A 26,285-nucleotide genomic window follows, 5' to 3' on the forward strand; every position below is an offset into this window, starting at 1 on the left:
GCTCAGGGGAAGTTTACATGCACGGCTTGCAAGGCCTGCGGGTTTATCTGGGCATTGGCGCGCAGGGTCACATCCGTGTTGAAGATGTTGTAAACGTCCTGCGCCAGAGCTTGACCGGCCTGCTGTTCCAGTTGCGCGCGCAAGGCGGCAGTATCTTCGTTTTCTTCCGGATCAGCGGTGGCGTCCAAGCGGACAATCACAACCGCGGCGTCAGCCGGGAGCACCGAAACATCACCTACGTTCAGGTCGAAGACATCCGACATGAAGCCAGGCGGGGTGCCCCCGACGAAATCACTGCGCAGCAGGTTCTCTTCGCGCACCGAATCCAGCCCGAGCTCTGCAAAATCAACTCCTTCGCGCAGTTGCGGCAGTTGCGCTTCCACTTGTGCGGTCAACTGAGCCTCCACCTCGGCGGCTTGCCAATGGGTCAAGACGTCGTCGCGTGCCGCATCAAAGGGTTCGGGTCGCGGGGGCAGGACAGCGTCCAGGCGCAGGGCGATAAGCCCGCCATCATCCAGTTGCTCAATCTCTGGAAAATCTTCCAAGGTGACAGAAGCCGCCGCACTGCGAAACGCTTCGTAAGCGGCAATGTCGTCGGTGCTTTGTGTCGTCCAGTCAATACTGCCCAAAACCATATCACTGTCTGCGGCAAGCTCTTCGAGCGTGGCGCCACCGGCAAGCAGATCATCCAGGTTTTCGGCTTGCGCCTCTACCAATCGCCGGGCACGGTCAGCTGCCAACTCGGGGCGTAAAATATCCTGTGCCTCCTCAAAGGACACAAATTGCGCTGGCAAAACTGCATTCATACGGAAAAGCGCTGGCCCTAGTGTGCTTGGCAAAGGTCCGACAATCTCGCCCACTTCAGCCGCGAACACCTCATCGCCCGCTTCCGCCAGTTCCGCTTGGGTCACATCGCCCAGATCAACATCGGCAAGCTCCAGACCGCGCGACTCCACTAGGCTCTCAAAACTGTCTCCTGCTTCAAGTGCGGCCTTTCCTGCTTCCGCCGCTGCGGCATCGATATAGACCAGACGTTCGACAAGGCGACGTTCTGGTTGATTGAATTCCAACTCCCGCAACGCATAGGCCTCCCGCAGGTCGGCTTCTGCCACCTCAACCTCATCGATCAAAGCATCGGGGATGAGCACAGCATAGGTAATTTGCTTGGTTTCCGGCAGGGTGAAGATATTGATGTTTTCATCATAGTGCGCCCGCAAAGTGGCGTCATCCGGCGTGGCAATCGGCGTCGCCAAATCTGCTTCGTCCAAACGCGTCCATGTAAAACTGCGCTGCGCGCCGACAAAGTTGACCAAGGTGTCGACGTAGGCGTCCGGCATGACGACGCCGTTCAAAATAGCCCCCTGGATCAGGGTACGGGCGACTTCCTCGCGCAACTGGGTTTCAAACTGCGCTTCTGTTATGCCGTTTTGCTCCAGTGAAAACCTGTATCCCTCGCGATCAAATTCACCATCGACGCCACGGAAGGCCGGGATTTCGAGGATACGGTCGCGCAGGTTGCTGTCTCCGATCGACAGACCGATCTGTGCGGCTTCATGATCCAGTGCGCGGGTGGCAATGACGCGCTGCAAAACGGCCCGGTCCAAACCGATTTGCTGGGCTTGGGCAAACGGCAGGACTTGTCCGGTTTGTTGCTGCACCGCCTGCATTTCCTGTTGCAGCTGTCGTGCATAGCTTTCCACAGACACCGGCATGTCACCTACCGTGCCGATTGTGCGAATATTCCCGGTCAGGCTGGTGGCGCCAAAGCCCCCCAGGCCGAGGATCAAAAGACCCATCAGGATCCAGACGGCGGTTTTCGAAATGCTTGATGAGCCTTTGGCCATGATCACCCTTTGCGCCCTGCGCGCTTGTCATAATGTGACGTTCTGTCTATGCCGCCGCGCGGTTCGGGGCAAGGGGGCTCACCCGCCTGTGTTCATACCCGCCAGACGGTCGAACAGGATGCCGATCCCGCTTGTGTCCAGATTGGCAAAAGCGATGCGCAGCTGTCGCGCGCCCGTGGCATCATCTGTGGGGCAAAACATCGTGCCGGGCAGGCACAAAACGCTCTGATCCCGGACCAGATTTTGCGCCAGTTCTGCGGAACTGATCGCAAACGGGTGGGCCATATAGGCAAAATAGGCGCCCGATCCCAGCAGCGACCAGCCTTTGTCGGTCAGACGATGAAACCCGGTTTCAATGGCACGGCGTCGCTTGAGGATTTCATCGCGTCCGCCTGCCAACCATTGGCTGAGGTTTTGCATGCCCCAAAGGGCGGCGTGTTGCCCGATTTGACCGGGACATATGGCGACGGTATCGAGGAATTTTTCCACCTCTGCCAACCGCGATTTAGATCCGGCCAGCGCGCCAACCCGGTGCCCGGTCAAGCGGTAGGCTTTGGAAAAGGAATACAGATGGATCAGCGTATCCTCCCAGTCCGGGTCTTCAAACAGACCATGTGGGGCGCCGGACTGGCTGTGAAAGTCGCGATAGGTTTCATCAAGGATCAGCGCAATGCCGTTGCGCCTGGCCAGGTCGAAGTAGGCGCGTAAGAGTTCCGCAGGGTATTCAACGCCGGCCGGGTTGTTGGGCGACACAAGGGCAATGGCGCGTGTGCGGGGCGTGATCAGGCTCTGCGCGACTTCCGGGTCGGGCAGCAAAGCGGCGTCTGTTTTCAGGGGCACGGTTTTCACGCCGGACATATCCAGCCACATTTTATGGTTGAAGTACCATGGCGTGGGCAAGATCACCTCGTCACCTTCAGCGCAAAGCGTGGCAATGGCGGCCGCGAAAGCCTGATTGCAGCCTGACGTGATGGCGATATGATCGGTTTCAACCTGTCCCGCATAGATCCGCGACGTTTGGTGAGCCAGTTCAGCGCGCAGTTCGGGCAAACCCAGAACTGGTCCGTATAGGTGCGCGTCGTCCCGTCCAAGGGCCACATCTGCCATCACGTGACGCAAGCCATCCGGTGGCGGATCCACAGGCGCGGCTTGGCTGACATTGATCAGCGGACGGTCGGCGGGAAAATCCACGCCGTCCAGCCAACGCCGGGCCTCCATCACGGGAGGGGCAAAAGTTGTTGCCGTTCGGGACAAAATCATCAAGGGGCCTTTCGTCGGTTCAGCATGGGCCTTTCAAGGCCCGCAAAGATCTGCAGTGTCGGATGAGGCGTCGTGAGACCGCGATGGGTTAGTCCGTGCCCCGGTAGGGTTCAACATATTGCAACGCCATGTCCCAGGGGAAAAAGATCCACGTGTCCTGGCTGACCTCCGTGATGAACGTGTCCACCTGCGGGCGGCCTGAAGGTTTGGCGTAGACCGTCGCAAAATGCGCATTGGGGTACATTTTGCGCACCACTTCCAGCGTTTTGCCGCTATCGACCAGATCGTCGATGATCAAAATACCCGTACCGTCACCCATCAGTTCGGCATCGGGCGCTTTCAGGATTTCGGCATCAGATTGTTTTTGATGGTCGTAGGATTTGATCGAGATCGTATCTACTGTGCGAATGTCCAATTCACGCGCCGCGATCATGGCCGGTGCCATGCCACCGCGGGTGATGGCAACAACCGCGCGCCATGCCCCGTTGTCGGGTCCTTGCCCGTCCAGCCGCCAAGCCAGCGCGCGGCTGTCGCGGTGAATTTGATCCCAACTGATGTGAAAGCCTTTTTCATGGGGCAGGCGGCTTGGATCTTTACTCATTGTTTTACCTTTCAGTGAGCAGGCGCAGGCCCAGTGCGCCCAACAGGGTCGCCGCCGCGCGGTCCAGGATCGGTTTGGCTTTGATGTACCCGCGACGTGCGACAGTGCTAGAGAGCAGGACGGCAAACAGCCCGTAGAATGCGATCTCAAGTATCCAGTGGTTGGCGACAATCAGGGCGATTTCCGCGCCACTCAGGCCTGCGGGGAAGACCACGACGATGACAGCCGCTGCAAAGAGCATGGATTTCGGATTTCCCGCATTGATCAAAAGACCGCTGACAAAGGCCTTCCCGACCGGGGTTTTGGTGTCTTCGACGGATTGATACGCGTGCCGCCAGGTTTGCACTGCCAACCAGAGTAGGTAGAGCGCACCACCGGTTTTCACCAATGCATAAGCCCAGGGAAAGAGATCAAAAAACGCGTCTAAACCCAAGAGCGCACAGGCAGTCCATATGCAGGCTGCGGTGCCCAGGCCAGCGCCCGCTGCAAACCCACCCAAACGGCCAAGGCTCACAGAGCTGCGAAGACAAAAGAGCATCGCCGGGCCCGGACTGGCCAAGGCTGCAAGCAGCACAACATTGAACGCAATAAGGTTTTCGACGCTCACCGGTTAGCCCTTGCTCATGTCCGGTGCATCAACGGCCTTCATTCCGACCACGTGATAGCCCGCATCAACATGAAGGTTTTCACCCGTTGTACCAGATCCAAGATCAGAAAGCAGAAACAACGCGGCTTTGCCTACGTCTTCTGTGGTTACATTGCGGCGCAGGGGAGAATTGTATTCGTTCCACTTCATAATGTAGCGAAAATCTCCAATGCCAGAGGCCGCCAGCGTTTTGATCGGTCCGGCAGAAATGGCATTAACGCGAATGCCGTCTTTGCCAAGGTCCTCGGCGAGATACTGTACAGATGCCTCAAGTGCCGCCTTTGCCACTCCCATCACATTATAATGCGGCATCACTTTTTCGGCCCCATAATAAGTGAGCGTGAGGCACGAGCCGCCGTCGGACATCATCTTTTCCGCACGCTGAACCACGGCGGTGAAGGAATAAACCGATATATCCATCGACATGGCAAAGTTCCCGCGGCTGGTGTCGACATATCGACCGCGCAATTCGTTCTTGTCGGAAAAACCGATGGCATGCACCACAAAATCGAGCGTTTCCCAGCGTTCTTTCAGGCTGTCAAAAAGCCCATCCAGCGATGGTTCGTCGCCCACGTCGCAGGGCAGTACGATGTCGCTCCCCAATTGTGCTGCCAATGGCACAACCCGCTTTTTCAAAGCGTCGCCCTGATAGGAAAAGGCCAGTTCCGCGCCCGCGTCCGCGCAGGCTTTGGCGATCCCCCAAGCAATTGATTTATCATTGGCAAGGCCCATAATGAGGCCACGTTTGCCTGCAAGAAGATCATTTCCCATCAAGGTCCCTCGGAATATTTTTTGTTTTGAGCATCTGGCAGACCTTTAGGCGATTGCGCAAGGTCCATCAAGGCTGGTTGATCCCTGCGCCGCAAGACCTTGACCTTTTGCAGACTTCCGCCAATTGGTGTGCTGGAGAGAAATGAGGATGGCATGGAAGAAAGAAAAGGCAAGTTTGCTGGGGATGACCCCTTCGAGATTTCGAAGAACTGGATGGCGGAGGCTGTGAACTCGGAACCCAACGATCCCAATGCCATTGCATTGAGCACCGTGGATGCATCTGGCTTGCCCAACGCCAGGATGGTTCTGCTCAAGGACATCGAAACGGATGCGTTTGTTTTTTACACAAATTACGAAAGTGCCAAAGCAGGCGAGTTGGATGCCTCTGGCAAAGCTGCCTTTGTCCTGCATTGGAAAAGCTTGCGCCGCCAAATACGGGTTCGCGGTCTGGTTGCGCGAGAAGACGGACCGGCAGCGGATGCATATTTTGCATCACGTTCGCTCAAGAGCCGGTTGGGGGCCTGGGCCTCACAGCAATCGCGTCCTTTGGAGAGCAGAAACACGCTGCTGGCCAAGGTGGCCAAAGTCACAGCACAGCATGGCACAAATCCAAAACGCCCGCCGTTTTGGGGTGGGTTCCGGATCAAGCCGCTGGAGATCGAGTTCTGGGCTGATGGCGATTTCCGACTTCATGACCGCTTTCAATGGCGCCGTGCTACTTTGGAAGAGGCATGGTCCGTGACAAGATTGAACCCGTAAAAACGCCATTAAATCAGGCTGGCACATCAAATCAGTGTTTGTAAGCGCATATATTTATGTGCAAAGATTGCGTGTGTATTGCAACAAAAGGTATTTTAATTGCGAAAGAATACCCAACCGGGCAATTGCGCCGATTTCATATCGCCGTGATACTTGTATAAGGCGCCTTTGCTCTATACCCGGTTGCGGCAGTAATTATTTTTGTTTCAACTTGAAGGGACAAGGTTATTTTGCCTGATTGCGTGATAGAAGACCTTACGAAGACTGAAAGCTTACGTGTGACCGACCCCGAAGACATATCTTCCCCCGTATCAGGGCTCGTTAAATGGTTTGATCCGGTAAAAGGGTTCGGCTTTGTCGTTTCCGACACTGGCGGCCCGGATATTCTTCTGCACGTCAATGTATTGCGCAACTTCGGGCAGAGCTCGGTTGCCGATGGCGCTCGGGTTGAACTTGAAGTGCAACAGACCGATCGTGGGGTTCAGGCTACACAGGTACTTGCTTTGGCACCGCCGATGTCGGGTGACACGGTTGGCCTCTCTGACATAGCTGCGCTCGATCCTGCCGTGGTGGCAGCGGCCCCATTGGAACCTGCGCGCGTGAAGTGGTTCGACAAAGGCAAAGGTTTCGGATTTGCCAACGTCTTTGGCCGCCGGGACGATATTTTTCTTCACATGGAAGTGCTGCGACGCTCTGGCCTTTCAGACCTCGCACCGGGTGAAGCCTTGGCTTTGCGCGTGATCGAAGGCAAACGCGGACATATGGCGGCAGAAGTCTTTGCCTGGGAAGCAGCGCTGGATTCCCCGGATACATGAGGCTTGTTGCAGCGCTGATCCTGTGCGCTTTGGCACAAGGCAGTTGGGCACAGGACTGTCGGACAGACACTGTTTACCTGAAAGGCGATTGGGGGCAGGCGCGTTTTTCGGTTGAAATTGCAGATGACGTGGAAGAACGGGCGCAAGGGTTGATGCACCGGGAAAGCATGCCGAGCAGCGCCGGGATGCTGTTTGTCTATGACCGTCCGCAAAAGCTCTCGTTCTGGATGCGCAATACGCTCATACCTCTCGATCTTTTGTTTATCGATGCCACAGGCACCATCCAGAACATCCATCATTCCGCCCAGCCCCTGGATGAAACGCCCATTCGCGGCGGCAGCGATTTGACCCATGTGCTGGAAATCAATGGTGGGCTGGCAAAAGCAATGGGAATTGTGCCGGGTACGGTCGTGCGACACCCAACATTTTCTAATCTCGAGGCGGATTGGCCTTGTTAGGGGTTTTCAAACCCGCACACCCCGTCTAAAGAGAGCCTCGTCGGAGCGTGGCGCAGCCTGGTAGCGCACCTGTTTTGGGTACAGGGGGTCGGAGGTTCGAATCCTCTCGCTCCGACCACTTTCAATTCCCTCATTTTCTCAGCTCATTACTGTCGGGCGATATTGCTAGCCGCTCCAGTGCTTTGCGCACCCGGACTGCGATTGCGCCTTTACTGTGGGTTTGCGCAGCTCGTCGCAGCGTTTTCATAGCATGAACCTTTTTCGTTGGCTCTTGCAGGGCGACCAATGCCAGCCCGTAGTAGCCCCAAGCCCGCAAGAGAGTTTTGTCTGAGGAGATGGCTGCGCTGACAAAATCATAAACTTCTGTGCTCATCTGTTCAGATAGAGCCACATGATCCATTGTTTGCAATGCGTGCAGTTGGGCTTGCCATTGCGTGAGCGAAACCGCGTTTTGGTAATACAATCCGGCTTGCGCGTGCGACACCTGTACTTGCCCATCCTCGACATGGTGCTTGACCAACCAAGTAGCGGCGGTTTCCGTCTCCGGTCTCGCACAAGCCCCGATCAAACTGTCCAGAAATCCTGCTTGCAGCCTGAACTCTTGGTAAATTGCCACTATGTCGCGCACAGTTTTACAATCCCACTGGCGCAAACGCGCGATGAGGTCCTCGTTTGATGTGGTCATTTTTCTCTGCAGCGCATACCGGGGCTGAATGTCTTGCGTCTTTTCAAGCAACTGTGGCGTGATCCGTTCAGAATCACAACGGGCCGCAAGCGGGTTTAGGTTGTTTTGGGACTGTGAAGCTACTCCGCCGGGTTGCACAAGATATAGTAGGCGAATTTCATTTTTTACTTTTACCTCACTATATATGGGGAGGCGGCTCGGCGATTTTGTTGCTGGGCGACATAAAAATGTAACACTCCGTGAATATGGTTAAGAGCTGAAGTGAGATCCCAGCATTTTTTTGAATGCGCCAGTCAAAATCCAACTGCCTGTGGATTAATTCAGGCGATGGTTCAGAAAAAAGTGCTAAATCGATCTTTCTAATGGATTATTCCTCGTAGCACCGCTGAGGGTCAAAAAACGCGCCTTGTGGATATTTACCTGGTGTTAATATCTTGAATCAGGCGCGGAGCCGAGGTGCTGAAAACAGCCCATGCGTCAAGCATCCAATTCTCAAAAAAAGTGGAAAATTTTCGTTGACCGGATAGGGGCAGATACGTCAGATTGTGGAGGCCGACGATGATGCCACAACATGTAGTGGTTAACACACAGAGGTGCATCGGCGGGTAAAGGGCAGACAGACGATAAAAAACAATCGATCTGGACGACAAAGACGGCATCGCTTTGCGGCGCTGACCAACGGTCTTTTCGCTTTTGACCCCGGCTGAGGTGAGACGTTCTGCAATGACAGGATCGGCTCAATAATGAAGACGCTGAAGATGAGGCAGCTAAAATGAAAATTGAACGTAAATTCACCAAAGCCGATCAAGACGCCTATGCAGATCTGGATTTCGTGACCACCGTGTCCGAGATCCGTAACCCGGATGGCACAATTGTGTTTCGTCTCGACGAAGTTGAAGTGCCCAACGCGTGGAGCCAGGTTGCAAGTGACGTGATCGCACAGAAGTATTTCCGCAAAGCGGGCGTGCCTTCAGCGACCAAAAAGGTAAAAGAGAAAGGCGTTCCCGAGTTCCTGTGGCGCTCCGTGCCTGCGGCGGGTGCCGAAATGGGCGGCGAAACCTCGTCCAAGCAAGTTTTCGACCGGCTTGCCGGCGCTTGGGCCTATTGGGGTTGGAAAGGTGGCTATTTTACTTCCGAAACCGACGCGCGTGCTTATTTCGACGAAATGCGTCACATGCTGGCCAGCCAGCGCGCGGCCCCTAACAGCCCACAGTGGTTCAACACAGGCTTGCACTGGGCCTACGGCATCGACGGCCCCGCACAAGGCCACCATTACGTGGACTACAAAACCGGCAAACTGACAAAATCAAAGTCCTCATACGAGCATCCGCAGCCGCATGCCTGTTTCATCCAGTCGGTTTCCGACGATCTGGTCAATGATGGCGGCATCATGGACCTGTGGGTGCGCGAAGCGCGCTTGTTCAAATACGGCTCTGGTACCGGCACGAACTTCTCGTCCCTTCGTGCTGCAGGAGAAGGCCTCTCTGGGGGCGGCAAATCCTCCGGTCTCATGGGTTTTCTGAAAATCGGTGACCGGGCGGCGGGTGCGATCCAATCCGGTGGTACAACGCGCCGGGCGGCCAAAATGGTCATCGTAGATGCAGATCACCCCGACATCGAGGATTTCATCAATTGGAAGGTCATAGAAGAGCAGAAAGTAGCGAGCATCGTCGCGGGCTCCAAGATGCACGAACAAAAGCTCAATTGTCTTTTCGAGGCGATCAAAACCTGGGATGGCGCTGAAGTCGACGCCTATGATCCGACCAAGAACGATGCGCTGAAACAGGCGATCCGTGACGCGAAAAAGGTTGCGATCCCCGAAACTTATGTCAAACGCGTGCTGGATTACGCCAAGCAGGGGCACACGTCGATAGAGTTCCCGACATATGATACGGATTGGGACAGCGAAGCTTATAGTTCGGTATCCGGGCAAAATTCCAACAATTCGATCCGCGTCACCAATGCCTTCCTGAAAGCCGTTGAGACAGATGGCGATTGGGAATTGATCAACCGCGTGAACGGCGAAGTGACCAAGACTGTCAAAGCCCGCACACTTTGGGAGCAGATCGGCCATGCGGCTTGGGCCTGCGCGGACCCGGGCATCCAATACCATGATACAGTGAACGATTGGCACACTTGCCCCGAGGACGGCGCCATTCGCGGCTCCAACCCATGCTCAGAGTATATGTTCCTGGACGATACCGCCTGTAATCTCGCGCCGATGAACCTGCTGACCTTCCTCAAGGAGGGTGTATTTCAGGTCGAAGACTACATGCATGCGTCGCGGCTCTGGACGGTGACATTGGAAATCTCCGTGATGATGGCGCAATTCCCCTCCAAAGAAATCGCGCAGCGGTCTTATGACTTCCGCACGCTTGGTCTGGGCTATGCCAACATTGGCGGTTTGCTGATGAACATGGGGCACTCCTACGACAGCCCAGAAGGCCGCGCGTTATGTGGTGCCTTGACCGCGATCATGACCGGTGTTTCTTACGCGACTTCTGCGGAAATGGCGGGCGAGCTTGGTGCCTTCCCGGGTTATGAAAAGAACAGCGCGCATATGCTGCGCGTGATCCAAAACCACCGTCGCGCCGCCTACGGCAAGGTCGGTGGCTATGACAATCTGTCGGTCAGCCCCGTGCCGCTGGACTACATCAGTTGCCCCGATGAGCGATTGATCGAAGTGGCACGGGCCACCTGGGATCAGGCATTGGAGCTTGGCGAACGCTATGGTTATCGCAACGCGCAGGTCTCTGTGATTGCGCCCACGGGTACCATCGGTCTGGTCATGGACTGTGACACAACGGGGATCGAGCCAGATTTTGCCCTGGTGAAGTTCAAGAAGCTCGCCGGTGGTGGGTATTTCAAGATCATCAACCAATCCGTGCCGGCCTCTTTGGAGAAATTGGGGTATGGGTCCGCGCAGATCGAAGAGATCGTCTGCTACGCAGTTGGACATGGTACGATCGGTAACGCGCCTGGCATCAACCACACCTCGCTGGCGGGGCACGGTTTCGGACCGAATGAACTCGCCAAAGTGGACGCGGCACTGGCCTCGGCCTTTGACATCCGGTTTGTGTTCAACCAGTGGACATTGGGTGAGGAATTCTGCACGCAAGTCCTTGGTATTCCAACCGAAAAGCTAAACGATCCTTCCTTTGACCTGCTCAAGCACCTTGGGTTTTCAAAGAAAGACATCGAATTGGCCAACGACCACGTGTGCGGGACAATGACGCTGGAAGGGGCGCCATTCCTCAAAGAAGAGCATCTGAAGATCTTTGATTGCGCCAACCCCTGCGGTAAGAAAGGCAAACGGTATCTGTCTGTGAACAGCCACATCCACATGATGGCCGCAGCACAGTCCTTTATCTCTGGCGCGATCTCCAAGACGATCAACATGCCGAATGACGCCACCATCGAAGACTGCCAGAGCGCGTATGAGCTCAGCTGGTCGCTGGGTGTCAAAGCCAACGCGCTCTACCGGGATGGCTCGAAGCTGTCGCAACCTCTGGCAGCAGCGCTGGTCGATGATGACGAAGACGCACAAGAGATCCTCGAAAGCGGCAACGCCCATGAAAAGGCAACTGTGCTGGCCGAGAAGATCGTTGAGAAGATCATCGTCAAGGAGATCGTCAAATCGCACCGCGAAAAGATGCCTCAGCGGCGCAAGGGTTATACTCAAAAAGCCATCGTGGGTGGGCACAAGGTTTACCTGCGCACTGGTGAATACGAGGACGGCAAAATCGGTGAGATTTTCATCGACATGCACAAAGAGGGCGCCGGTTTCCGGGCGATGATGAACAATTTTGCCATCGCCGTATCGGTTGGCCTGCAATACGGTGTGCCGCTGGAAGAGTTCGTCGATGCCTTTACGTTCACCAAATTCGAACCGGCGGGCATGGTTCAGGGCAATGAGACCATTAAGAATGCCACCTCGATCCTTGACTACGTATTCCGGGAGTTGGCTGTATCTTACCTCGACCGTACCGACCTGGCGCATGTCGCTCCGGAAGGCCATAGCTTTGATGATCTGGGTCGCGGCGAAGAAGACGGTGTCAGCAATGTCTCAGAACTTTCCGAGACGGCAGCAGCCAAGTCCCTGGAAGTGCTCAAACAGATTAGTTCCACAGGGTACTTGCGCAATCGGATGCCTCAGGAGTTGGTGGTGTTGCAGGGCGGCGCACAAGGCTTTGCCGATGAAACCGCAAGCTACGACGGCTTGGCACCGGTGGCCGAAGGCAATGCTGCGGTGGCCTTGGCGACCACGACCATCGCAAGCGCTTCGGTCAGCATGGACGCACGTACCAAGGCGAAGATGCAGGGATATGAGGGTGAGGCTTGCGGTGAATGCGGCAACTACACGCTGGTGCGAAACGGCACCTGCATGAAGTGTAACACATGCGGTGGGACATCGGGGTGCAGCTAAGGAGATATGACCATGATTAATCGCGCCACAAACCCAATGTCCCGGCATTCATATGTAAGCAAATCCGGCCGCAGGTTTGAATTCGAAGAGCACAGGATCGACGAAGCACCCACAGGCACCAACGAGCTTTATGTTTTCTGTACCGAAGGCATCTGGGGGTTCAATCCGCTCTATGTGGGAAAGGCTCAAAATTTGCGAGATCGGCTGCAAAACCATGAGCGTCTCGACGATGCCAAAAAGAAAGGGGCGACAAAGCTACTTGTCCATTCTGAGCCGGATCTTGTTGCGGCTCAATTGGAAGACGCCGAGACACTTTTGATAAACGAGCTTCAACCGCTGCTGAATGTCCAAAAGAAGTTCCCGATGCGCGGCAGGGCCGAGACCAATGCGCTCGCAGCACAATAAGAACACGCGTCTGACTTGACGCGCAGGGGTTCTGACCAACCCAAGACTGGTTGGAACCCCGACGAAATTGGGGATGGGCAGGGTGGGACCTTGGCCTCTCTAATATCCGGCGGAGCAGGTATCCGCAGGTTTCCCGTAGAAACCTCAGTTCCTGCTCTGCGTGAAATCTCAGGATTTCGCACGGCACACGGGGCGGATGCGTTCGCTTCTGACGACGTTCAGGCCGCAGGCAGAAAAATACCGAGCGGTTAACAAATTGAGCCTGAACGGCGAAACTAAATGGGGCCCTCAGGGGCCCCACTTTTTTGCGATCTGCCACATTAAAATTGCGGCGCAGTTAAACAGGTCGCCAATCTGACTCGAAGCAGACAAGAATTCCGGTTTAGCAAGGTCGCCCATTGTCTTCGTTGCATGTCTGCCACGAAGGTCTCTGCCGTGGGCCAGGGACCAACCGGACATTTTCAGAACAGTTCCGACACTGGCGCCTTCTTTGCAATTCCCATCTCCTTGCGTAGTTTCGCACGCGCGCGCGCCAGCCGTGACATGATGGTTCCCAAAGGCAATTGGGTATGCTCTGCAAGGGCTGATGGGCTTGTTTCACCAGCTGCGATCATCTGGATCAACAAAGCCTGGTTTTCCGGTAGCTTTTCAACAGCTGCCGCAAGTTCAGCACAAGCCATGCGTGCAGGTGCAGACGGCGGGACCGATGCGCTCTCCTCTTCCAGCGGGTCAGTCTGTTTTTCGGACCGCCATTTTTGACGTGCGAGGTTGCGCAAGATGGTCATCGCATAGCGTTCCAGATCGTCAACTTCGGTTCCTTTGTGAAGCGCGGACCATAGTTTGATGGCAGCCTCCTGGGCCAGATCGTCTGCGTCGTTTTGATTGTCGCTGAGGCGGCGCGCGCGTGCCGCCAATCGGGGTAGCAGGTCGTTTAGATTGTCGGGAAGGTGATGCAGTTTGTGCATGTCGAGCTCCTTTTTTGGTGGAACTCTTTAAAGATGGCATGTCCTTGCGGTTGTACCAGACGGGGGCTTTTTGCCGATGGCACCTTCGCGCTCTTTTTCGGCGACAGCTTGCCGCCGCGCCGGGGCAGGATCGGCGGGGAATGGCGCGACCGGCTGTATCTGGACGGAGGCAGGGACGATATTGGTTACTCCTGCATCTGTCTTATTGAGGCGCAGAGCAGCGCCTTGGAACACTAACGTTCAAAACCTTAAATGGGAGTACCCACATGACACTGTTCAACAAACCAACCATCGTCCTGATCGCTCTGTTGTCGGCATCTGCTGCAGCAGCCGCTCTGAGCGGCGATGCGAATGGGGACGGCGTTTTGACCATCGACGAGGTTCAGGCCGTTTATCCTGACGTCACCGCCGAAGCATTCACCACAATGGATCTGAATGCAGACGGTGCACTGGACGAAGCAGAAGTGCAATCCGCACAGGAAGCCGGATTGATGCCAGCCTAAACAGCCAGCAGGCCAAAAATAGCCTGTCTGCCGCAGATCAGCAGGCGTTTGAAGCCGTAGCTGCCCGGACCCTCCCCCAGGGTCCGGGCACACACGTAATCAATGGGTTATGCGGGTAAGTGAATGTTGAAACGCGTGCGAATTTCGGCATCCAGGAGCGGGTCGAACCGGGCTGCTGCGCGCTGTGCAAGTATTTCTTCTTTGCGCCGCGTTGCCCTTTCGATCAAATCTGGCTTGCCCAATTCATTCCATTCCTTTGGAGACGTGCGATCGCCGAAGGTGGGATAGAAGTGATCCTGTTCCATGCGTCCCAGAGTTTGTTCGGTGCCCAGGTAGTGCCCCGGTCCTCCTACACAAACCTCTCGGATTTGCTCAAGCGCCAAGGTCTCATCGGTTATTTCGATACCCCGCACGCAGCGTAGCGCCTGCCCGATCAAATCATTGCCCAAAATCAGCGATTCATGGCAGAAGCCGAGCAGAGATGCGTGCATGCCCGCGGCCTCATAGACCATGTTGAGCCCAGAGAGGCCGGCCATGACATTTGAGCACATCTGTTCCCATCCGGCCTGCATGTCGGGTAGTTTCGAATCTGAAATACCGGCCGCCGCGCCTCCCGGCAGATCATAGTATTTGTGCATTTGGGAACAGCCAGCCGTAAGCAGGGCCTGTTCGCCGGACCCGCCTGTCATCGCGCCAGTGCGCAAATCCAATCCAAAGGGCCAAGTGCCAAAGACAGCGGGATGACCGGGTTTGACGGCATTCACATAAACCAGACCAGCAAGACACTCTGAGACCGCCTGCACAATCGCGCCCGCAACTGTCGAGGGCGCCGTAGCCCCGGCCATGCCAGCCGAGAGCAGCAAAACCGGCATACCCGCCTTGATGCATTCTTCCATAACCTGACAGGATTCAGTGGCAAATTTCATCGGTGGAACAACAAAGCAATTGGTATTGCTGACAAAGGGACGCGCGCGCCATTTGTCTTCGCCACCTGCAATCATGTGCAACAATTCGACGCCGTGTTTGACGTATTCGGGCAAGGTGAAAGAAGTACCGATGTGTTTGGTTGTACCGGAACTGCAGGCATAGATGGAATTGATGTCCATCTCCAGATTGTCGTAGATGTCCCGGCAGACCATCGGGCGTTGCAGGAAGTGGATGTTGTCTAGCGTGTCCGCGATCCGCGCAGCATCATGTAGATCTCGTACACCGCATTCGCGGTAATTGCGCCCATCCGCTTCGACCAGATGCACCGCTGCGCCAGCCGTACCATAGTGGACCCGGTGGCCGGACAGCTCCAGGTCGTGCGCAGGGTCTCGACCGTGCAACGTGATGCTGCGGTTCGCCCGCGCGATGGTGTCTTCGATCAGCGCGCGGGGGAAGCGGATGCGTCCATCGTCGCCCAATATCGCGCCCGCGCCGGTCATGTATTCAATGCCGGAAGCAGGGGCATCCAACAAGCCGATTTGTTCCAATGCGTCCAGAGCGGTTGCGTGAATGCGGTCCATTTGTGCGGGCGTCAGAGGGGTATAGGCACCCCCGCTCATGCCGGGTCTGATAGGGCGTAGATGCGTTGCCAGAGGAGCGGCGCGCGCAGCACGTCGGGCGGAGCGCCCACCGCTGCGTGTCTTTGTTTTTTGTGTCATGTTGTCGTCCTGAGAGAAAAGGTGAAGGAATGCAGTTATTCCGAAACCGGGCGTCCCCGTGCCGCGCGCCCGCGCTCGGCGCCGATTGTGCGCACCACCAGTTTAATCTTGCTCAGATCGTCTTGCATCGCCAGCGTATCTCCTCGCGCCAGCCTGCGGCGATGCGCCGAGTTCCGTCTAGTCCGTTTGCGACTTCATGTCGGTATTGAGATGTTTGTGGGCTTCCCCGCCAAAGCAAAGTCTTGCCACTTACAGGGAATGCAATGCGCTGGTTCTGGCCGGTTTTGACTGGATCACATTTGATTGACCAACCGCATGTTGAACCAATTCAACGGCTCACCAGTTTGGTAAGCAAGGACGCTCAATAGGTGTCCGAAACTCAAAGCAAGGATATGAAAATGAAGAATATCTTGAGTGCAGCAGCTGCAATGGCCCTTACGGTTGCGGCAACAGGACCCGCTTTTTCCGGAGCATTGGACGAGCCGGTGATTGCCCCCGCACCAGCAGCACCGCCGCCCGCTCCAGTTTATTCCGGTGGCGACTGGACCGGTTTCTATGGGGGTGCGCAGATCGGCAACTTGGACGCAGATGGAAGTGGCGGTTTGGCGGGTGTTGGCGGTGACGATACCTCATATGGTGTGCACGCCGGGTATAACTACGACTTTGGATCCTGGGTCGTTGGCGGCGAGTTGGACTATGATGATGCCAGCGTCGATCTGGAATCTGCAGGCGCGCCGATCGGGCAGTCCATCGATTCAGTCTGGCGTGCCAAGCTGCGCGGCGGCTATGACTTTGGCCGGACACTGCTCTATGGCACCGCCGGCCTTGCAGATGTGGACACGACTGTCGGGGGCGACACCGGTGATTTCTACGGCATCGGCGTGTCCTACAAAGCAACAGAACAGTTCATTGTCAGCGGTGAATATCTGAAGCACAGCTTCAGCTCCCTTGGCGGCACGCCAGGTTTGGATTCGGATGCGGATACCTTCACCGTCCGTGCCTCCTGGCAGTTCTGACCCGGTCGATGAAACACGGATCCGGCAGGCCAACCTGCCGGGTCTCGTCACGCTGCCGCGCGGGCCTCAGCGTGACGGCAGAGCGTTTGCAACGCAAAAGAGAAAGCACTGTCTTCGACAGTCATCGCAACGCGGATGTGGCCTGCCGCACAAGAACCAAAACTTTCGCCGGGCATCACAGCAATCCTGTGTGCCTCTAGCAGGTCATAGGCAAAGGCCTCGCCGGTCATATGCGTCGCGCGCACGTCGAGCATCAAATACATGGCGCCCTGCGCCGGAACGAGGCCTACTGTGTTCTGGCGTGCCAGGATGCCGGCAGCGATCTCGCGCCTGCGTCGGAAAGGCTCTGCGATCTCGTTCTCAAAATGCGTGCCTTGATCCAGCGCAAACCGGCTGGCGTCCTGAATGAAACCGGGTACACCGTACGTGGTATGTGTCGCCAGAGTGATCAAGTGATCGATCGCCTGAGATGGCCCAACGATCCAGCCGCAGCGCGAACCGGTCATGGCGTGGGATTTCGACATGGAGCCAACAACCAAAGTGCGCTCGGCCATGCCCGGGAGGGCCCGCGGAGATAGATGCCGACCCTCCCAGACTTGTGTGTCGTAGACTTCATCCGAAATGAGCCAGAGGTCATCTGCCAAGCAGACATCCGCGATGCCCTGCAGCGTTGCATCCGAGTAGACCACGCCGGTGGGGTTATTGGGCGTGTTGATCAACAGCGAGCGCGCGGATTTCGAATGGGCTTTGATGGCATCCGCTCGCGGCTGGAATGCCTCTTCGGCTCGGGTCTCAATAACTTGAGGGAGGGCGCCGGCACCGCGCAACGTGCCGGGATAGGTGGCGTAGTAGGGGTCGATATAGAGGGCTGTATCGCCGGTATCGCAGGCCGCCAGATGGGCGGCAAAGAGCGCAGCCTGACCGCCGGGCGTAATCATCACATTGGCAGCGGTCGTGGGCACGCCCGTGCGCGCCTGCACCCGCGCGGCGACTGTTTCGCGCAGGTCCTGTGTGCCAGGCACCGCAGCATACCCGGTATGCCCGTCCATAGCCGATGCATGCATGTCCTGAAGGATGGGGGCGGCGGTGCGAATATCGTGCTCTCCGATGGTCAACTCTGTGACATCGATGCCTTGGGCAATCATCTCGCGCGCCTTTAGAAACACATCCCACCCGTCAGAGCCGCCGCCCGTGAGGCCGGTGATCCGCTGTGATAACTGCATGGTCTGCTCCTTCCCTGACTTGGCCGCAGGGGTACAGTGCAGGTTTGATTCGTCAATCGCTCTTGACCACTGACGCGCGGGCAGGGTAGGCAGGCTTCATGACCCAAACCAAGCTCATTTGCTGCACTATTATTTGCTGATCGCACCCAGCGGGCGGTTTTTGGTCGTTTTCATGCCTCGACAAGATTGCTAAGCCCGCGTCATTCCCGCGCAAGGACGCCTGTCATGACGACACTCACGCTCTACAACACCAAGACCCGAACCAAAGAAGAGTTCGTGCCGATCGATCCTAAGAACGTGCGGATGTATGTCTGCGGGCCAACAGTCTATGATCGCGCGCATCTGGGCAATGCGCGGCCCGTGATCGTATTTGACGTGCTCTACCGGCTGCTGCGCCATGTCTACGGCGACGATCACGTGACCTATGTGCGCAATTTCACGGATGTGGAGGATAAGATCAACGCCCGCGCAGCCGAGACCGGGCGGGCCATCGGTGACATCACCGAAGAGACGATCCACTGGTTTCTGGACGACATGGCCGCTGTGGGTGCGATGGAGCCGACCAAAATGCCACGCGCGACGCAGTACATTGCTCAAATGGTTGTCATGATCGAAGACCTCGTGTCCAAGGGCCACGCCTATGAGGCCGAAGGCCATGTGCTTTTTGCCGTGGAGAGCTACCAACAATACGGCGCGCTGTCGGGTCGGTCTGTCGACGACATGATCGCAGGCGCGAGGGTTGAGGTTGCGCCTTACAAGCGCAACCCAATGGATTTCGTGCTTTGGAAACCCTCGGATGCCAAGACGCCGGGATGGGATAGCCCATGGGGCCGGGGCCGCCCCGGCTGGCACATTGAATGTTCTGCCATGGCGCATGATCTGCTGGGCGAGACTTTTGATATCCACGGTGGCGGGATCGATTTGCAATTCCCGCATCATGAGAATGAAATCGCGCAATCCAAATGCGCGGGGCACGATTTTGCAAATGTCTGGATGCATAACGAAATGCTGCAGGTCGAGGGCAAGAAGATGTCCAAGTCCTTGGGTAATTTTTTCACCGTGCGCGATCTTTTGGATCAGGGTGTGCCGGGTGAAGTGATCCGCTTTGTGATGCTGAGCACGCATTACCGTAAGCCGACGGATTGGACGCAGAAAAAGCGGGAAGAAGCAGAGAAGACGCTAAAAGCGTGGCGAAGAGATGTGGAAGGGGTTGTAGCGTCTTCGATCCCAAATAGGGTTATTTCTGCATTATCTGATGATCTTAACACGCCGGGTGTTTTTGAAGAGTTGCACAGACTTCATAAGTTTCAAAACTTTCCTGCTTTGAAGGCGTCGGCGGTGCTTTTGGGGTTGCTTACAGATGAACAGAGAGATTGGGATTGGTCAAAGTCAGAAAGCAAGTTTGGGACCGTCTTTGTGGTTGGGGGTGAGTCGGCGTTGCAGTTTTCTAATCAAGGTTTTGCCTTAGGTGAAAAATGGAAAAACCTTCGTGACGCGAAGGACTTCGTTTCTGCTGATGCTCTTCGAAAAGCAGCTGCAGAGGCAGGCGTTAGGCTTCAAGCAGACCCTGACGGTGTAACCGTTAACATGGATAGTGAAATTGATATTGAGAAGTTGGAGGCCTTGAAATGACCCAGCCCCGATCTCAGGAAGGTTTCAAACCGTCGTCGGGAGCGTGGCCCATAGCAGGACGCTCTTCACATTTTGGAAGTCGTTTGTCATGATCACAGAACGGCTCTACCTCTATGACACCACCCTGCGCGACGGGCAGCAAACGCAGGGCGTGCAATTCTCCACCGAGGAAAAACGCACCATTGCCGAGGCGCTCGACGCGCTGGGCGTGGACTACATCGAAGGGGGCTGGCCGGGCGCGAACCCCACCGACAGTGCCTTTTTCGACCATGCCCCCAAAACGAAAGCGACCATGACTGCCTTTGGCATGACCAAACGCACGGGACATTCAGCGGAAAATGACAGTGTTCTGGCGGCTGTGATGAATGCAGGCACTCAAGCGGTTTGTCTTGTGGGGAAAACCCATGATTTCCATGTGCGGGCCGCACTGGGTATCGCGTTGGATGAAAACACCGACAACATTTCCCGATCCATTGCGCACCTGAAAAACAGCGGACGTGAAGCGCTCTTTGATGCGGAGCATTTCTTTGATGGCTATCAAGCCAATCCTGACTATGCCCTTGAGGCTGTTCATGCAGCCTATAATGCCGGCGCGCGTTGGATCGTTTTGTGCGACACAAATGGCGGCACCTTGCCGCAGGATGTCAGACGCATTACCAAAGAAGTGATCGCATCCGGCATTCCCGGGGACCATCTCGGCATTCACACCCATAACGACACTGAAAACGCGGTTGCCTGCACGCTGGCCGCCGTCGATGTCGGAGCGCGGCAAATTCAGGGCACGCTGAATGGTCTGGGTGAACGCTGTGGCAACGCCAATCTGACGGCGCTTATCCCTATTTTGCTGCTCAAAGAGCCCTACGCCAGTTGTTTTGAGATCGGCGTAACCCGTGAGGCTCTCAAAGGGCTGACGCGCACCAGTCGGATGCTGGATGAAATCCTCAATCGGGTGCCATTTCGGCAAGCGGCTTTTGTTGGGTCATCCGCATTTGCCCATAAGGCCGGGTTGCATGCTTCAGCGATCCTCAAGGATCCGACCACCTATGAGCACATTGACCCCGCAAACGTCGGCAATGCGCGGATCATTCCCATGTCCAATCAGGCCGGGCAGTCAAACCTGCGTGAACGTCTGAATGAGGCAGGGATCAAAGTGGCCAAGGGTGAGCCATCGCTGGGTTTGATCCTCGACCAGATCAAGGCACGTGAAGCGCTGGGGTATTCCTATGACACGGCCCAGGCGAGCTTTGAGCTCTTGGCGCGTGATGCTCTGGGGCAGATGCCCGATTTTTTCGAAGTCAAACGGTACCGGGTGACCGTAGAAAGACGCAAAAACAAGTATAACGAGATGATCAGCCTCTCTGAGGCCGTGGTCGTCGTAAAAGTGGACGGCGTCAAAAAACTCTCCGTCAGTGAGTCGATGGATGAGACAGGGTCGGACCGCGGGCCCGTCAACGCGCTAGCCAAGGCGCTGGCCAAGGATCTTGGACCGTATCAGAAGATCATCGATGACATGCGGTTGGTGGATTTCAAGGTGCGCATAACGCAAGGTGGCACGGAAGCCGTGACCCGCGTTATTATTGACAGCGAAGACGGAGAGGGGCGGCGCTGGTCCACCGTGGGCGTATCTGCAAACATAGTTGATGCGTCTTTTGAGGCCCTGCTGGATGCAATCCGCTGGAAGCTTTTGCGTGATCGAAAGGAAGCGCCTTGAACGACGCATATTGGGATGCCTTTTTCGTTCTGCATCGCGATCTTCCGCGTGAGGGGCCGGGTGAAGCAGCAGAAGTCGCATGGGCGGCAGAGATTGCGGCACTCAAACCGGACGCGCGCATTTGCGATGCAGCCTGCGGACCGGGTGCAGACATTTCCGCTTTGCGATGCGCAGCCCCTGATGGGCATGTTACAGCCATGGACAAAGTCGAACAGTTTGTTGAACAGGCCCGTGCGCGGCATGCGGGCGATACAGGCGTTTCGCTATCGGTCTCCGATATGTCCAAAATCAAGGGTCCCTATGACATGATCTGGTGTGCCGGGGCGCTCTACTTTCTGGGGGTCACAGAAGGGTTGCGGATCTGGCGCGATGCGCTGGCGCCGGGGGGTGTGGTGGTATTTTCCGAGGTGTGCTGGTTCACCGATGATCGCCCGGCGGAAGCGGTGAAGCTTTGGGAGGAGTACCCTGCAATGACCGACGCCGCAGGCATTGCCGATCGGGTTACGGCTGCGGGTTATGAGACCCTCGCAACCCGGCGGGTCAGTGACCGCGCCTGGGAAGACTACTTTGGCCCAATGGACGCGCGCATCGCGGCCTTGGAACCCAGTGCCTCGGGCGCTTTGTTGCAAGTGCTGGAAGAGGGTCGGCAGGAGGCTGCTTGCTGGCGCGCGCATCGTGACAGCTTCGGCTACCTGCTCAGTGTTGTCCGCCCCGATGGCGTTTGACGCAGATCTCAACGCCTGCGCGGCGCTGGTAGAAAAAGGAGATCCGGATCGATTTGCAGCTGCCATGGCCAGTCCTGTTGCGGCGCGGCGCGTGCTGTTTCCGCTCTATGCGTTCAACGTGGAAGTATCGCGCGCGCCTTGGGTCACCCAGGAGCCGATGATCGCGGAAATGCGTTTGCAATGGTGGCGCGATGCGATGGAGGAGATTGCATCAGGCGAGAAGGTGCGGCGTCATGAGGTGGTGACTCCTTTGGCGGAAATTCTGCAACCACAATCTGCGAAAATTCTTGAGCAGTTGGTCGTGGCACGCCGATGGGACATTTATAAAGAAGCCTTTGAAGATGCCGCGCATTTTGAAGCATATCTCGATAAAACAGCAGCCGGGCTGATGTGGGTGGCGGCCAGTGCTTTGGGCGCGGGCGAGGTGGTCGATGAAACCATGGTGCGCCACCTCGGACGCGCAACAGGCCTGGCCCGGTTTTTGCAAGCGGTTCCGGCCTTGGAAGAGCAGGCACGCATTCCGCTTGTCGACGGCCGACCAGCGGCCATCCGCGAACTGGCCGAAAAAGCGCTGGCCGGATGCCCAAGCGCGCGCCAGATCAAACGCGGTCTTCCTGCCCAAGTGCGCCCTGCTATTGCGGAGGCGTTCTTGGCATATCCCATCCTCCGACAGGTGGTGCGTCAGCCGCAGCACGTGGCCGCGGGATCACTGGCTGTCCATCCGGTGAAGAGGTCTTTCCTGCTTTGGCAGTGGTCTTGAACTTTTGCGGCCAATTGCAACGCGGATCAGACGGTCTGCGTTTTTGGCCTGAGCATGAGCCAGATTAGCGCGCCGCCCGCCAGCGCTAGAAAAGGCACCATGGCAATATTCACCGCAGCCCAGCCCTCTTGCGGGGTACCACCCGCGCAATTCATAAGCCCTCCCGAAGACAACGAGGCGAATGTTACGCCGCCAAAGACCAACAAGTCGTTCAGCCCCTGCATCCGACCACGTTCATTGGGGGTATGGGCACCGGAGAGCATGGTTGTGGCGCCGATGAACCCGAAGTTCCAACCGAGGCCAAGCAAAATGAGTGCAACTACGAAATGGCCCAGTTCTACGCCTGACAGAGCCACCATTCCCGCTGCCCCCAGGATTAAAAGCCCCAGTCCCATGATCCGTTCGACACCGAAGCGAACGATCAAATGGCCCGTGAAAAACGACGGCGCAAACATTGCAAGTACGTGCCCGGTCACCACGTTCGAAGCGTCGGCGACGGCAAACCCGCAGCCCACAACCGCCAGCGGTGTTGAGGTCATCACCAGATTCATCAGCGCATAGGACACCATGGCACAAATCACAGCGACAGCGATGCGCGGCGATTTCAAGAGCTCTGCCAGAGAACGACCCGCGTCGCTTTTTTTCGTGGGTTTTGGCGTTTTGGGAATGTCCAGAAATGCAAAAAGGAACATGCCCAGCACGTTCAGCGACATGGCCGCCAGATAGACCGGGAAAAACCGCATGACCGTGGCATCAGGATTGGTGCTTGTCAGATGGCCCACCAGTTGCGGGCCGATGATGGCTGACAAAAGGCCGCCGGCCATGACATAGGAAATAGCCTTTGGCCGAAATCCTTCCGACGCTGAGTCAGCGGCCGCAAAGCGGAAAAAACCCTGAGATGACATATAGATGCCAGTCAGGTAGCTGCCAGCCAGAAAGATCCAAAAATTTGACAAGGTCAGGGCATAGGCACAGATGGAGGCCCCAAGGAGACCGCCCAGAGCGCCCACGATGAAACCTGCGCGACGGCCAAATCGTTGCATTAAACCTGAGAGCCAAGGGGCCGTTGTCATGGACCCAAACACAATCATCGAGATCGGCAGGGTCGCCAGACAGGCGTTCGCGGCCATTTGCTGACCGGCAAGACCACCAACAACAAACATCATGGTAATCTGGCTGCCCAGAAAGGCCTGCGCCATGACCAGAACGGTCACGTTGCGCTTGGCGCGCGTGTCATCAACATACTGCATGTCGCTTGCGTAATCCTCTTGTGCACCCGGAGCAAGCCCTCTTGCACGTGCGGTGATCTGGCATAAGGTTCAGGCATGACACTGGGTGGAACAACTCTTGTGATGGGGGGCGCGCGCGAGGCGCATGGCTTGATTTCACATCTGCTGAAGCGGGGTCGCCAAGTGATCGCCAGTTTGCCGGAACCTGGACGGATGATTGCCCCATTGCCAGTGCCGACAAGGATCGGGGCATTCCCCAACAAGCCCGCTCTGGAGACTTGGCTTGAGGAAAATCGTGTGACTTGTGTCATTGATGCCAGTCATGCTTTTGACGCAGAAATATCCAGTTTGGTTACCAGGTTCTGTCGTACGCACAAACTGCGCTATCTCCGCGTTCTGCGACCGGCCTGGGTACCAACCCAACTGGACCATTGGATTCCCTACGCTTCAGTACAGGCAGCCGCTATTGATGTACCGGAAACGGCCCGTTGCTTCAGCAATACCGGGCGGGCCTCACTACCTGACTTCGCCGATTTTACGGGAGAAGTGCTGTTTCTGCGCCAGAAGCAGCCCGTCACCGACCCGCCGCCTTTTTTGTTTGTCCGATTTGTCGTTGGGACGGGGCCGTTTTCGCAAGTGCAGGAAGAAACGCTGTTTCGTGAGTTGCGGATTACCCGGTTGATTTGTCGCAACATTGGTGGGGCAGCGAGCATGACCAAACTCTATGCTGCACGGCGTTTGGGCATCAAGGTATCCATGGTTGCCCGCCCGAAGCTCCCAGTGGACATGCTCTGCGTCGAAACGGTTGAAGAGGCCTTGGCCTGGGAAGCCAATCCGTGACCGTCGGGCGGATCATTGAAACGGACGCCGATGTGACTGAGGGGGCCGATTGGCTGGCTGCGAAGGATGACGTTCTGGCAGCTGCCTACCGGGCGACAGGCCCCCTGCCGCTGCGGCGCAAACCCGATGGTTTTGCTGAACTGCTTAGCGCAATTGTCAGCCAGCAGGTCTCAACCGCGTCAGCCCGCGCTCTCTGGGGGAAATTGCAGGCTGCCGATGTGGTGTCTGCACATGCTGTGCGATGCCGTACCGAGACCGAATTGCGCGCGCTGGGTCTGAGCCGTCAAAAAGCCCGCTATGCGCACGCTCTGGCCAACGCAGAAATCGATTTTGACGGGTTGCGCCGCGCATCAAATCAAGAGGTGGTCACCACATTAACGGCGGTGACAGGCATCGGGGTCTGGACTGCCGAGATCTATGCGATGTTCTCCTTGGGGCGGGCGGATGTCTTTGCGCCCGGTGATCTGGCCCTGCAGGAGGCCGCACGCAGCCTTTACGGCCTTTCAGAACGCCCCAAGGAACGCGAATTGCGCCGGATGGCAGAACAATGGTCGCCCTGGAGGTCGGTTGCAGCGCGGTTGCTCTTTGCCTACTACAGACATGTCAAACAACGGGATGGGATCACATGACACGGGTATTGAATGCAGAACGCCGCGCGCCGGTCTCTGGTGACACACGTTCCGTTGTTGTGTTCCTGCACGGGTACGGCGCCAATGGCGCCGATCTTTTGGGTTTGGCGGATCCTTTGGGCGAACACCTGCCGGATACGTTGTTTGTGGCACCTGACGCGCCCGAAGATTGCGCAGGCGCGCCAATGGGGTTCCAATGGTTCCCGATCCCATGGATTGATGGCTCCTCTGAGGAGGAATCCATGCGAGGCATGTCGCAGTCAGTAGAAGATTTGAACGCCTTCCTGGATGCGCTGATGGTTGATGAAGACGTGCTGCCGGAACAGGTTGTGCTCTTTGGTTTTTCCCAAGGCACAATGATGGCCCTGCATGTGGCACCGCGCCGCGAGGACGAAATTGCCGGGGTTGTCGGGTTTTCCGGGCGTTTGCTCAGCCCGGAAACATTGGCCGATGACGTGGTCGTGCGGCCACCGGTCCTGCTGGTGCATGGGGATGCCGATGACGTTGTGCCACCACAATCGTTGCCGCAAGCTGCGGAGGCGTTGCAGGAGGCAGGCTGGAAAGACGTTTTTGCCCATATCATGAAGGGCACCGGGCATGGGATTGCGCCTGACGGCCTATCAGTCGCACTGGCCTTCATGCGAGACAAACTCAACCTTTAGAGCGCGTCACTCATAGGTTTAATTCATGGCTGCAAGCAATTGGTTTAGTTTTGGATTTACGTCTTTTTGGACTT

24 protein-coding genes and 1 tRNA gene are annotated in these 26,285 nt (G+C 56.6%); 15 read left to right on the plus strand and 10 right to left on the minus strand.

Annotation, left to right across the window (positions count from 1 at the left end):
• Positions 1–2 precede the first annotated feature (2 nt).
• The 5 genes from AB8B75_RS12250 to fabI form a co-directional block, all read right to left on the minus strand.
• Positions 3–1,844, minus strand: a complete 1,842-nt coding sequence (locus AB8B75_RS12250) for a SurA N-terminal domain-containing protein (protein ID WP_405362599.1) — start codon at positions 1,842–1,844, stop codon at positions 3–5.
• Between the two features lie 78 nt (positions 1,845–1,922).
• Positions 1,923–3,104, minus strand: a complete 1,182-nt coding sequence (locus tag AB8B75_RS12255) for an aminotransferase (protein WP_405362600.1) — start codon at positions 3,102–3,104, stop codon at positions 1,923–1,925.
• Between the two features lie 88 nt (positions 3,105–3,192).
• A complete protein-coding gene (gpt, locus tag AB8B75_RS12260) occupies positions 3,193–3,705 on the minus strand; it encodes a xanthine phosphoribosyltransferase (protein WP_405362601.1) in 513 nt (170 codons plus the stop codon).
• Between the two features lie 4 nt (positions 3,706–3,709).
• Positions 3,710–4,312, minus strand: coding sequence for a LysE family translocator (locus AB8B75_RS12265; RefSeq protein WP_405362602.1), 603 nt, complete (start codon positions 4,310–4,312; stop codon positions 3,710–3,712).
• Between the two features lie 3 nt (positions 4,313–4,315).
• Positions 4,316–5,122, minus strand: coding sequence for an enoyl-ACP reductase FabI (fabI, locus tag AB8B75_RS12270; RefSeq protein ID WP_405362604.1), 807 nt, complete (start codon positions 5,120–5,122; stop codon positions 4,316–4,318).
• 153 nt (positions 5,123–5,275) lie between these two features.
• Between fabI and pdxH the strand changes: the two genes are divergently transcribed.
• The 4 genes from pdxH (at position 5,276) to AB8B75_RS12290 (ending at position 7,272) form a co-directional block, all read left to right on the plus strand.
• Positions 5,276–5,881: a pyridoxamine 5'-phosphate oxidase gene (gene pdxH / locus AB8B75_RS12275; RefSeq protein WP_405362605.1), complete on the plus strand. Its 606-nt coding sequence runs from the start codon at positions 5,276–5,278 to the stop codon at positions 5,879–5,881.
• 278 nt (positions 5,882–6,159) lie between these two features.
• A complete protein-coding gene (locus AB8B75_RS12280; protein ID WP_405362720.1) occupies positions 6,160–6,696 on the plus strand; it encodes a cold-shock protein in 537 nt (178 codons plus the stop codon).
• Positions 6,693–7,154: a DUF192 domain-containing protein gene (locus tag AB8B75_RS12285; protein WP_405362606.1), complete on the plus strand. Its 462-nt coding sequence runs from the start codon at positions 6,693–6,695 to the stop codon at positions 7,152–7,154. Before AB8B75_RS12280 ends, AB8B75_RS12285 begins: the two co-directional genes overlap by 4 nt.
• A 41-nt stretch (positions 7,155–7,195) precedes the next feature.
• Positions 7,196–7,272: transfer RNA gene (locus AB8B75_RS12290), tRNA-Pro, on the plus strand.
• Positions 7,273–7,284: 12 nt separating this feature from the next.
• Here AB8B75_RS12290 and AB8B75_RS12295 read toward each other — a convergent pair.
• On the minus strand, positions 7,285–7,839 hold the full coding sequence (locus AB8B75_RS12295; RefSeq protein ID WP_405362607.1) for a hypothetical protein: 555 nt from the start codon (positions 7,837–7,839) through the stop codon (positions 7,285–7,287).
• Positions 7,840–8,611: 772 nt separating this feature from the next.
• Here AB8B75_RS12295 and AB8B75_RS12300 point away from each other — a divergent pair.
• Entirely contained in the window at positions 8,612–12,265 is a 3,654-nt protein-coding gene (locus AB8B75_RS12300; protein WP_405362608.1) for a vitamin B12-dependent ribonucleotide reductase, read from the plus strand.
• A gap of 12 nt (positions 12,266–12,277) precedes the next feature.
• Positions 12,278–12,670, plus strand: coding sequence for a GIY-YIG nuclease family protein (locus AB8B75_RS12305; protein WP_405362610.1), 393 nt, complete (start codon positions 12,278–12,280; stop codon positions 12,668–12,670).
• Between the two features lie 461 nt (positions 12,671–13,131).
• On the opposite strand, the gene AB8B75_RS12310 is transcribed toward AB8B75_RS12305, so the two are convergent.
• Positions 13,132–13,635: an RNA polymerase sigma factor gene (locus AB8B75_RS12310; protein ID WP_405362611.1), complete on the minus strand. Its 504-nt coding sequence runs from the start codon at positions 13,633–13,635 to the stop codon at positions 13,132–13,134.
• A 266-nt stretch (positions 13,636–13,901) separates the two neighbouring features.
• On the opposite strand from AB8B75_RS12310, the gene AB8B75_RS12315 reads away from it, so the two are divergent.
• The gene (locus AB8B75_RS12315) at positions 13,902–14,138 is read left to right on the plus strand and encodes a hypothetical protein (protein ID WP_405362613.1); all 237 of its coding nucleotides are present in this window, start codon (positions 13,902–13,904) and stop codon (positions 14,136–14,138) included.
• Between the two features lie 107 nt (positions 14,139–14,245).
• Here AB8B75_RS12315 and AB8B75_RS12320 read toward each other — a convergent pair whose 3' ends face one another.
• Positions 14,246–15,784, minus strand: a complete 1,539-nt coding sequence (locus AB8B75_RS12320) for a trimethylamine methyltransferase family protein (RefSeq protein WP_405362614.1) — start codon at positions 15,782–15,784, stop codon at positions 14,246–14,248.
• A gap of 398 nt (positions 15,785–16,182) precedes the next feature.
• On the opposite strand from AB8B75_RS12320, the gene AB8B75_RS12325 reads away from it, so the two are divergent.
• Positions 16,183–16,800 carry an outer membrane protein gene (locus AB8B75_RS12325; protein ID WP_405362615.1) on the plus strand — a complete coding sequence of 206 codons (618 nt, stop codon included), beginning with the start codon at positions 16,183–16,185 and terminating at the stop codon, positions 16,798–16,800.
• 47 nt (positions 16,801–16,847) lie between these two features.
• Here the strand turns inward: AB8B75_RS12325 and AB8B75_RS12330 are convergent, their stop codons facing one another.
• Positions 16,848–18,023 carry a pyridoxal phosphate-dependent aminotransferase gene (locus AB8B75_RS12330; protein WP_405362616.1) on the minus strand — a complete coding sequence of 392 codons (1,176 nt, stop codon included), beginning with the start codon at positions 18,021–18,023 and terminating at the stop codon, positions 16,848–16,850.
• A gap of 225 nt (positions 18,024–18,248) precedes the next feature.
• On the opposite strand from AB8B75_RS12330, the gene cysS reads away from it, so the two are divergent.
• The 4 genes from cysS (at position 18,249) to AB8B75_RS12350 (ending at position 22,851) form a co-directional block, all read left to right on the plus strand.
• Positions 18,249–19,655, plus strand: coding sequence for a cysteine--tRNA ligase (gene cysS / locus AB8B75_RS12335; protein ID WP_405362618.1), 1,407 nt, complete (start codon positions 18,249–18,251; stop codon positions 19,653–19,655).
• 88 nt (positions 19,656–19,743) lie between these two features.
• A complete protein-coding gene (gene cimA / locus AB8B75_RS12340; protein ID WP_405362619.1) occupies positions 19,744–21,366 on the plus strand; it encodes a citramalate synthase in 1,623 nt (540 codons plus the stop codon).
• Positions 21,363–22,091 (plus strand): class I SAM-dependent methyltransferase, encoded by a 729-nt coding sequence (locus tag AB8B75_RS12345; protein ID WP_405362621.1) that lies wholly within the window; start codon positions 21,363–21,365, stop codon positions 22,089–22,091. Before cimA ends, AB8B75_RS12345 begins: the two co-directional genes overlap by 4 nt.
• Positions 22,081–22,851 (plus strand): squalene/phytoene synthase family protein, encoded by a 771-nt coding sequence (locus AB8B75_RS12350; protein WP_405362722.1) that lies wholly within the window; start codon positions 22,081–22,083, stop codon positions 22,849–22,851. The genes AB8B75_RS12345 and AB8B75_RS12350 overlap by 11 nt, the downstream gene beginning before the upstream one ends.
• A 26-nt stretch (positions 22,852–22,877) precedes the next feature.
• Here AB8B75_RS12350 and AB8B75_RS12355 read toward each other — a convergent pair whose 3' ends face one another.
• Positions 22,878–24,101 (minus strand): MFS transporter, encoded by a 1,224-nt coding sequence (locus AB8B75_RS12355; RefSeq protein WP_405362622.1) that lies wholly within the window; start codon positions 24,099–24,101, stop codon positions 22,878–22,880.
• Positions 24,102–24,176: 75 nt separating this feature from the next.
• Between AB8B75_RS12355 and AB8B75_RS12360 the strand changes: the two genes are divergently transcribed.
• From AB8B75_RS12360 to AB8B75_RS12370, 3 genes are read left to right on the plus strand one after another with little or no spacing between them, the layout of a single operon-like run.
• On the plus strand, positions 24,177–24,920 hold the full coding sequence (locus tag AB8B75_RS12360) for a precorrin-6A/cobalt-precorrin-6A reductase (protein ID WP_405362624.1): 744 nt from the start codon (positions 24,177–24,179) through the stop codon (positions 24,918–24,920).
• Positions 24,917–25,549 carry a DNA-3-methyladenine glycosylase family protein gene (locus tag AB8B75_RS12365; protein ID WP_405362626.1) on the plus strand — a complete coding sequence of 211 codons (633 nt, stop codon included), beginning with the start codon at positions 24,917–24,919 and terminating at the stop codon, positions 25,547–25,549. The genes AB8B75_RS12360 and AB8B75_RS12365 overlap by 4 nt, the downstream gene beginning before the upstream one ends.
• Positions 25,546–26,211, plus strand: a complete 666-nt coding sequence (locus AB8B75_RS12370) for an alpha/beta hydrolase (RefSeq protein WP_405362628.1) — start codon at positions 25,546–25,548, stop codon at positions 26,209–26,211. Before AB8B75_RS12365 ends, AB8B75_RS12370 begins: the two co-directional genes overlap by 4 nt.
• Positions 26,212–26,285 lie beyond the last annotated feature (74 nt).

The organism is Roseobacter sp., assembly GCF_045106495.1.
Lineage (GTDB): Bacteria > Pseudomonadota > Alphaproteobacteria > Rhodobacterales > Rhodobacteraceae > Roseobacter.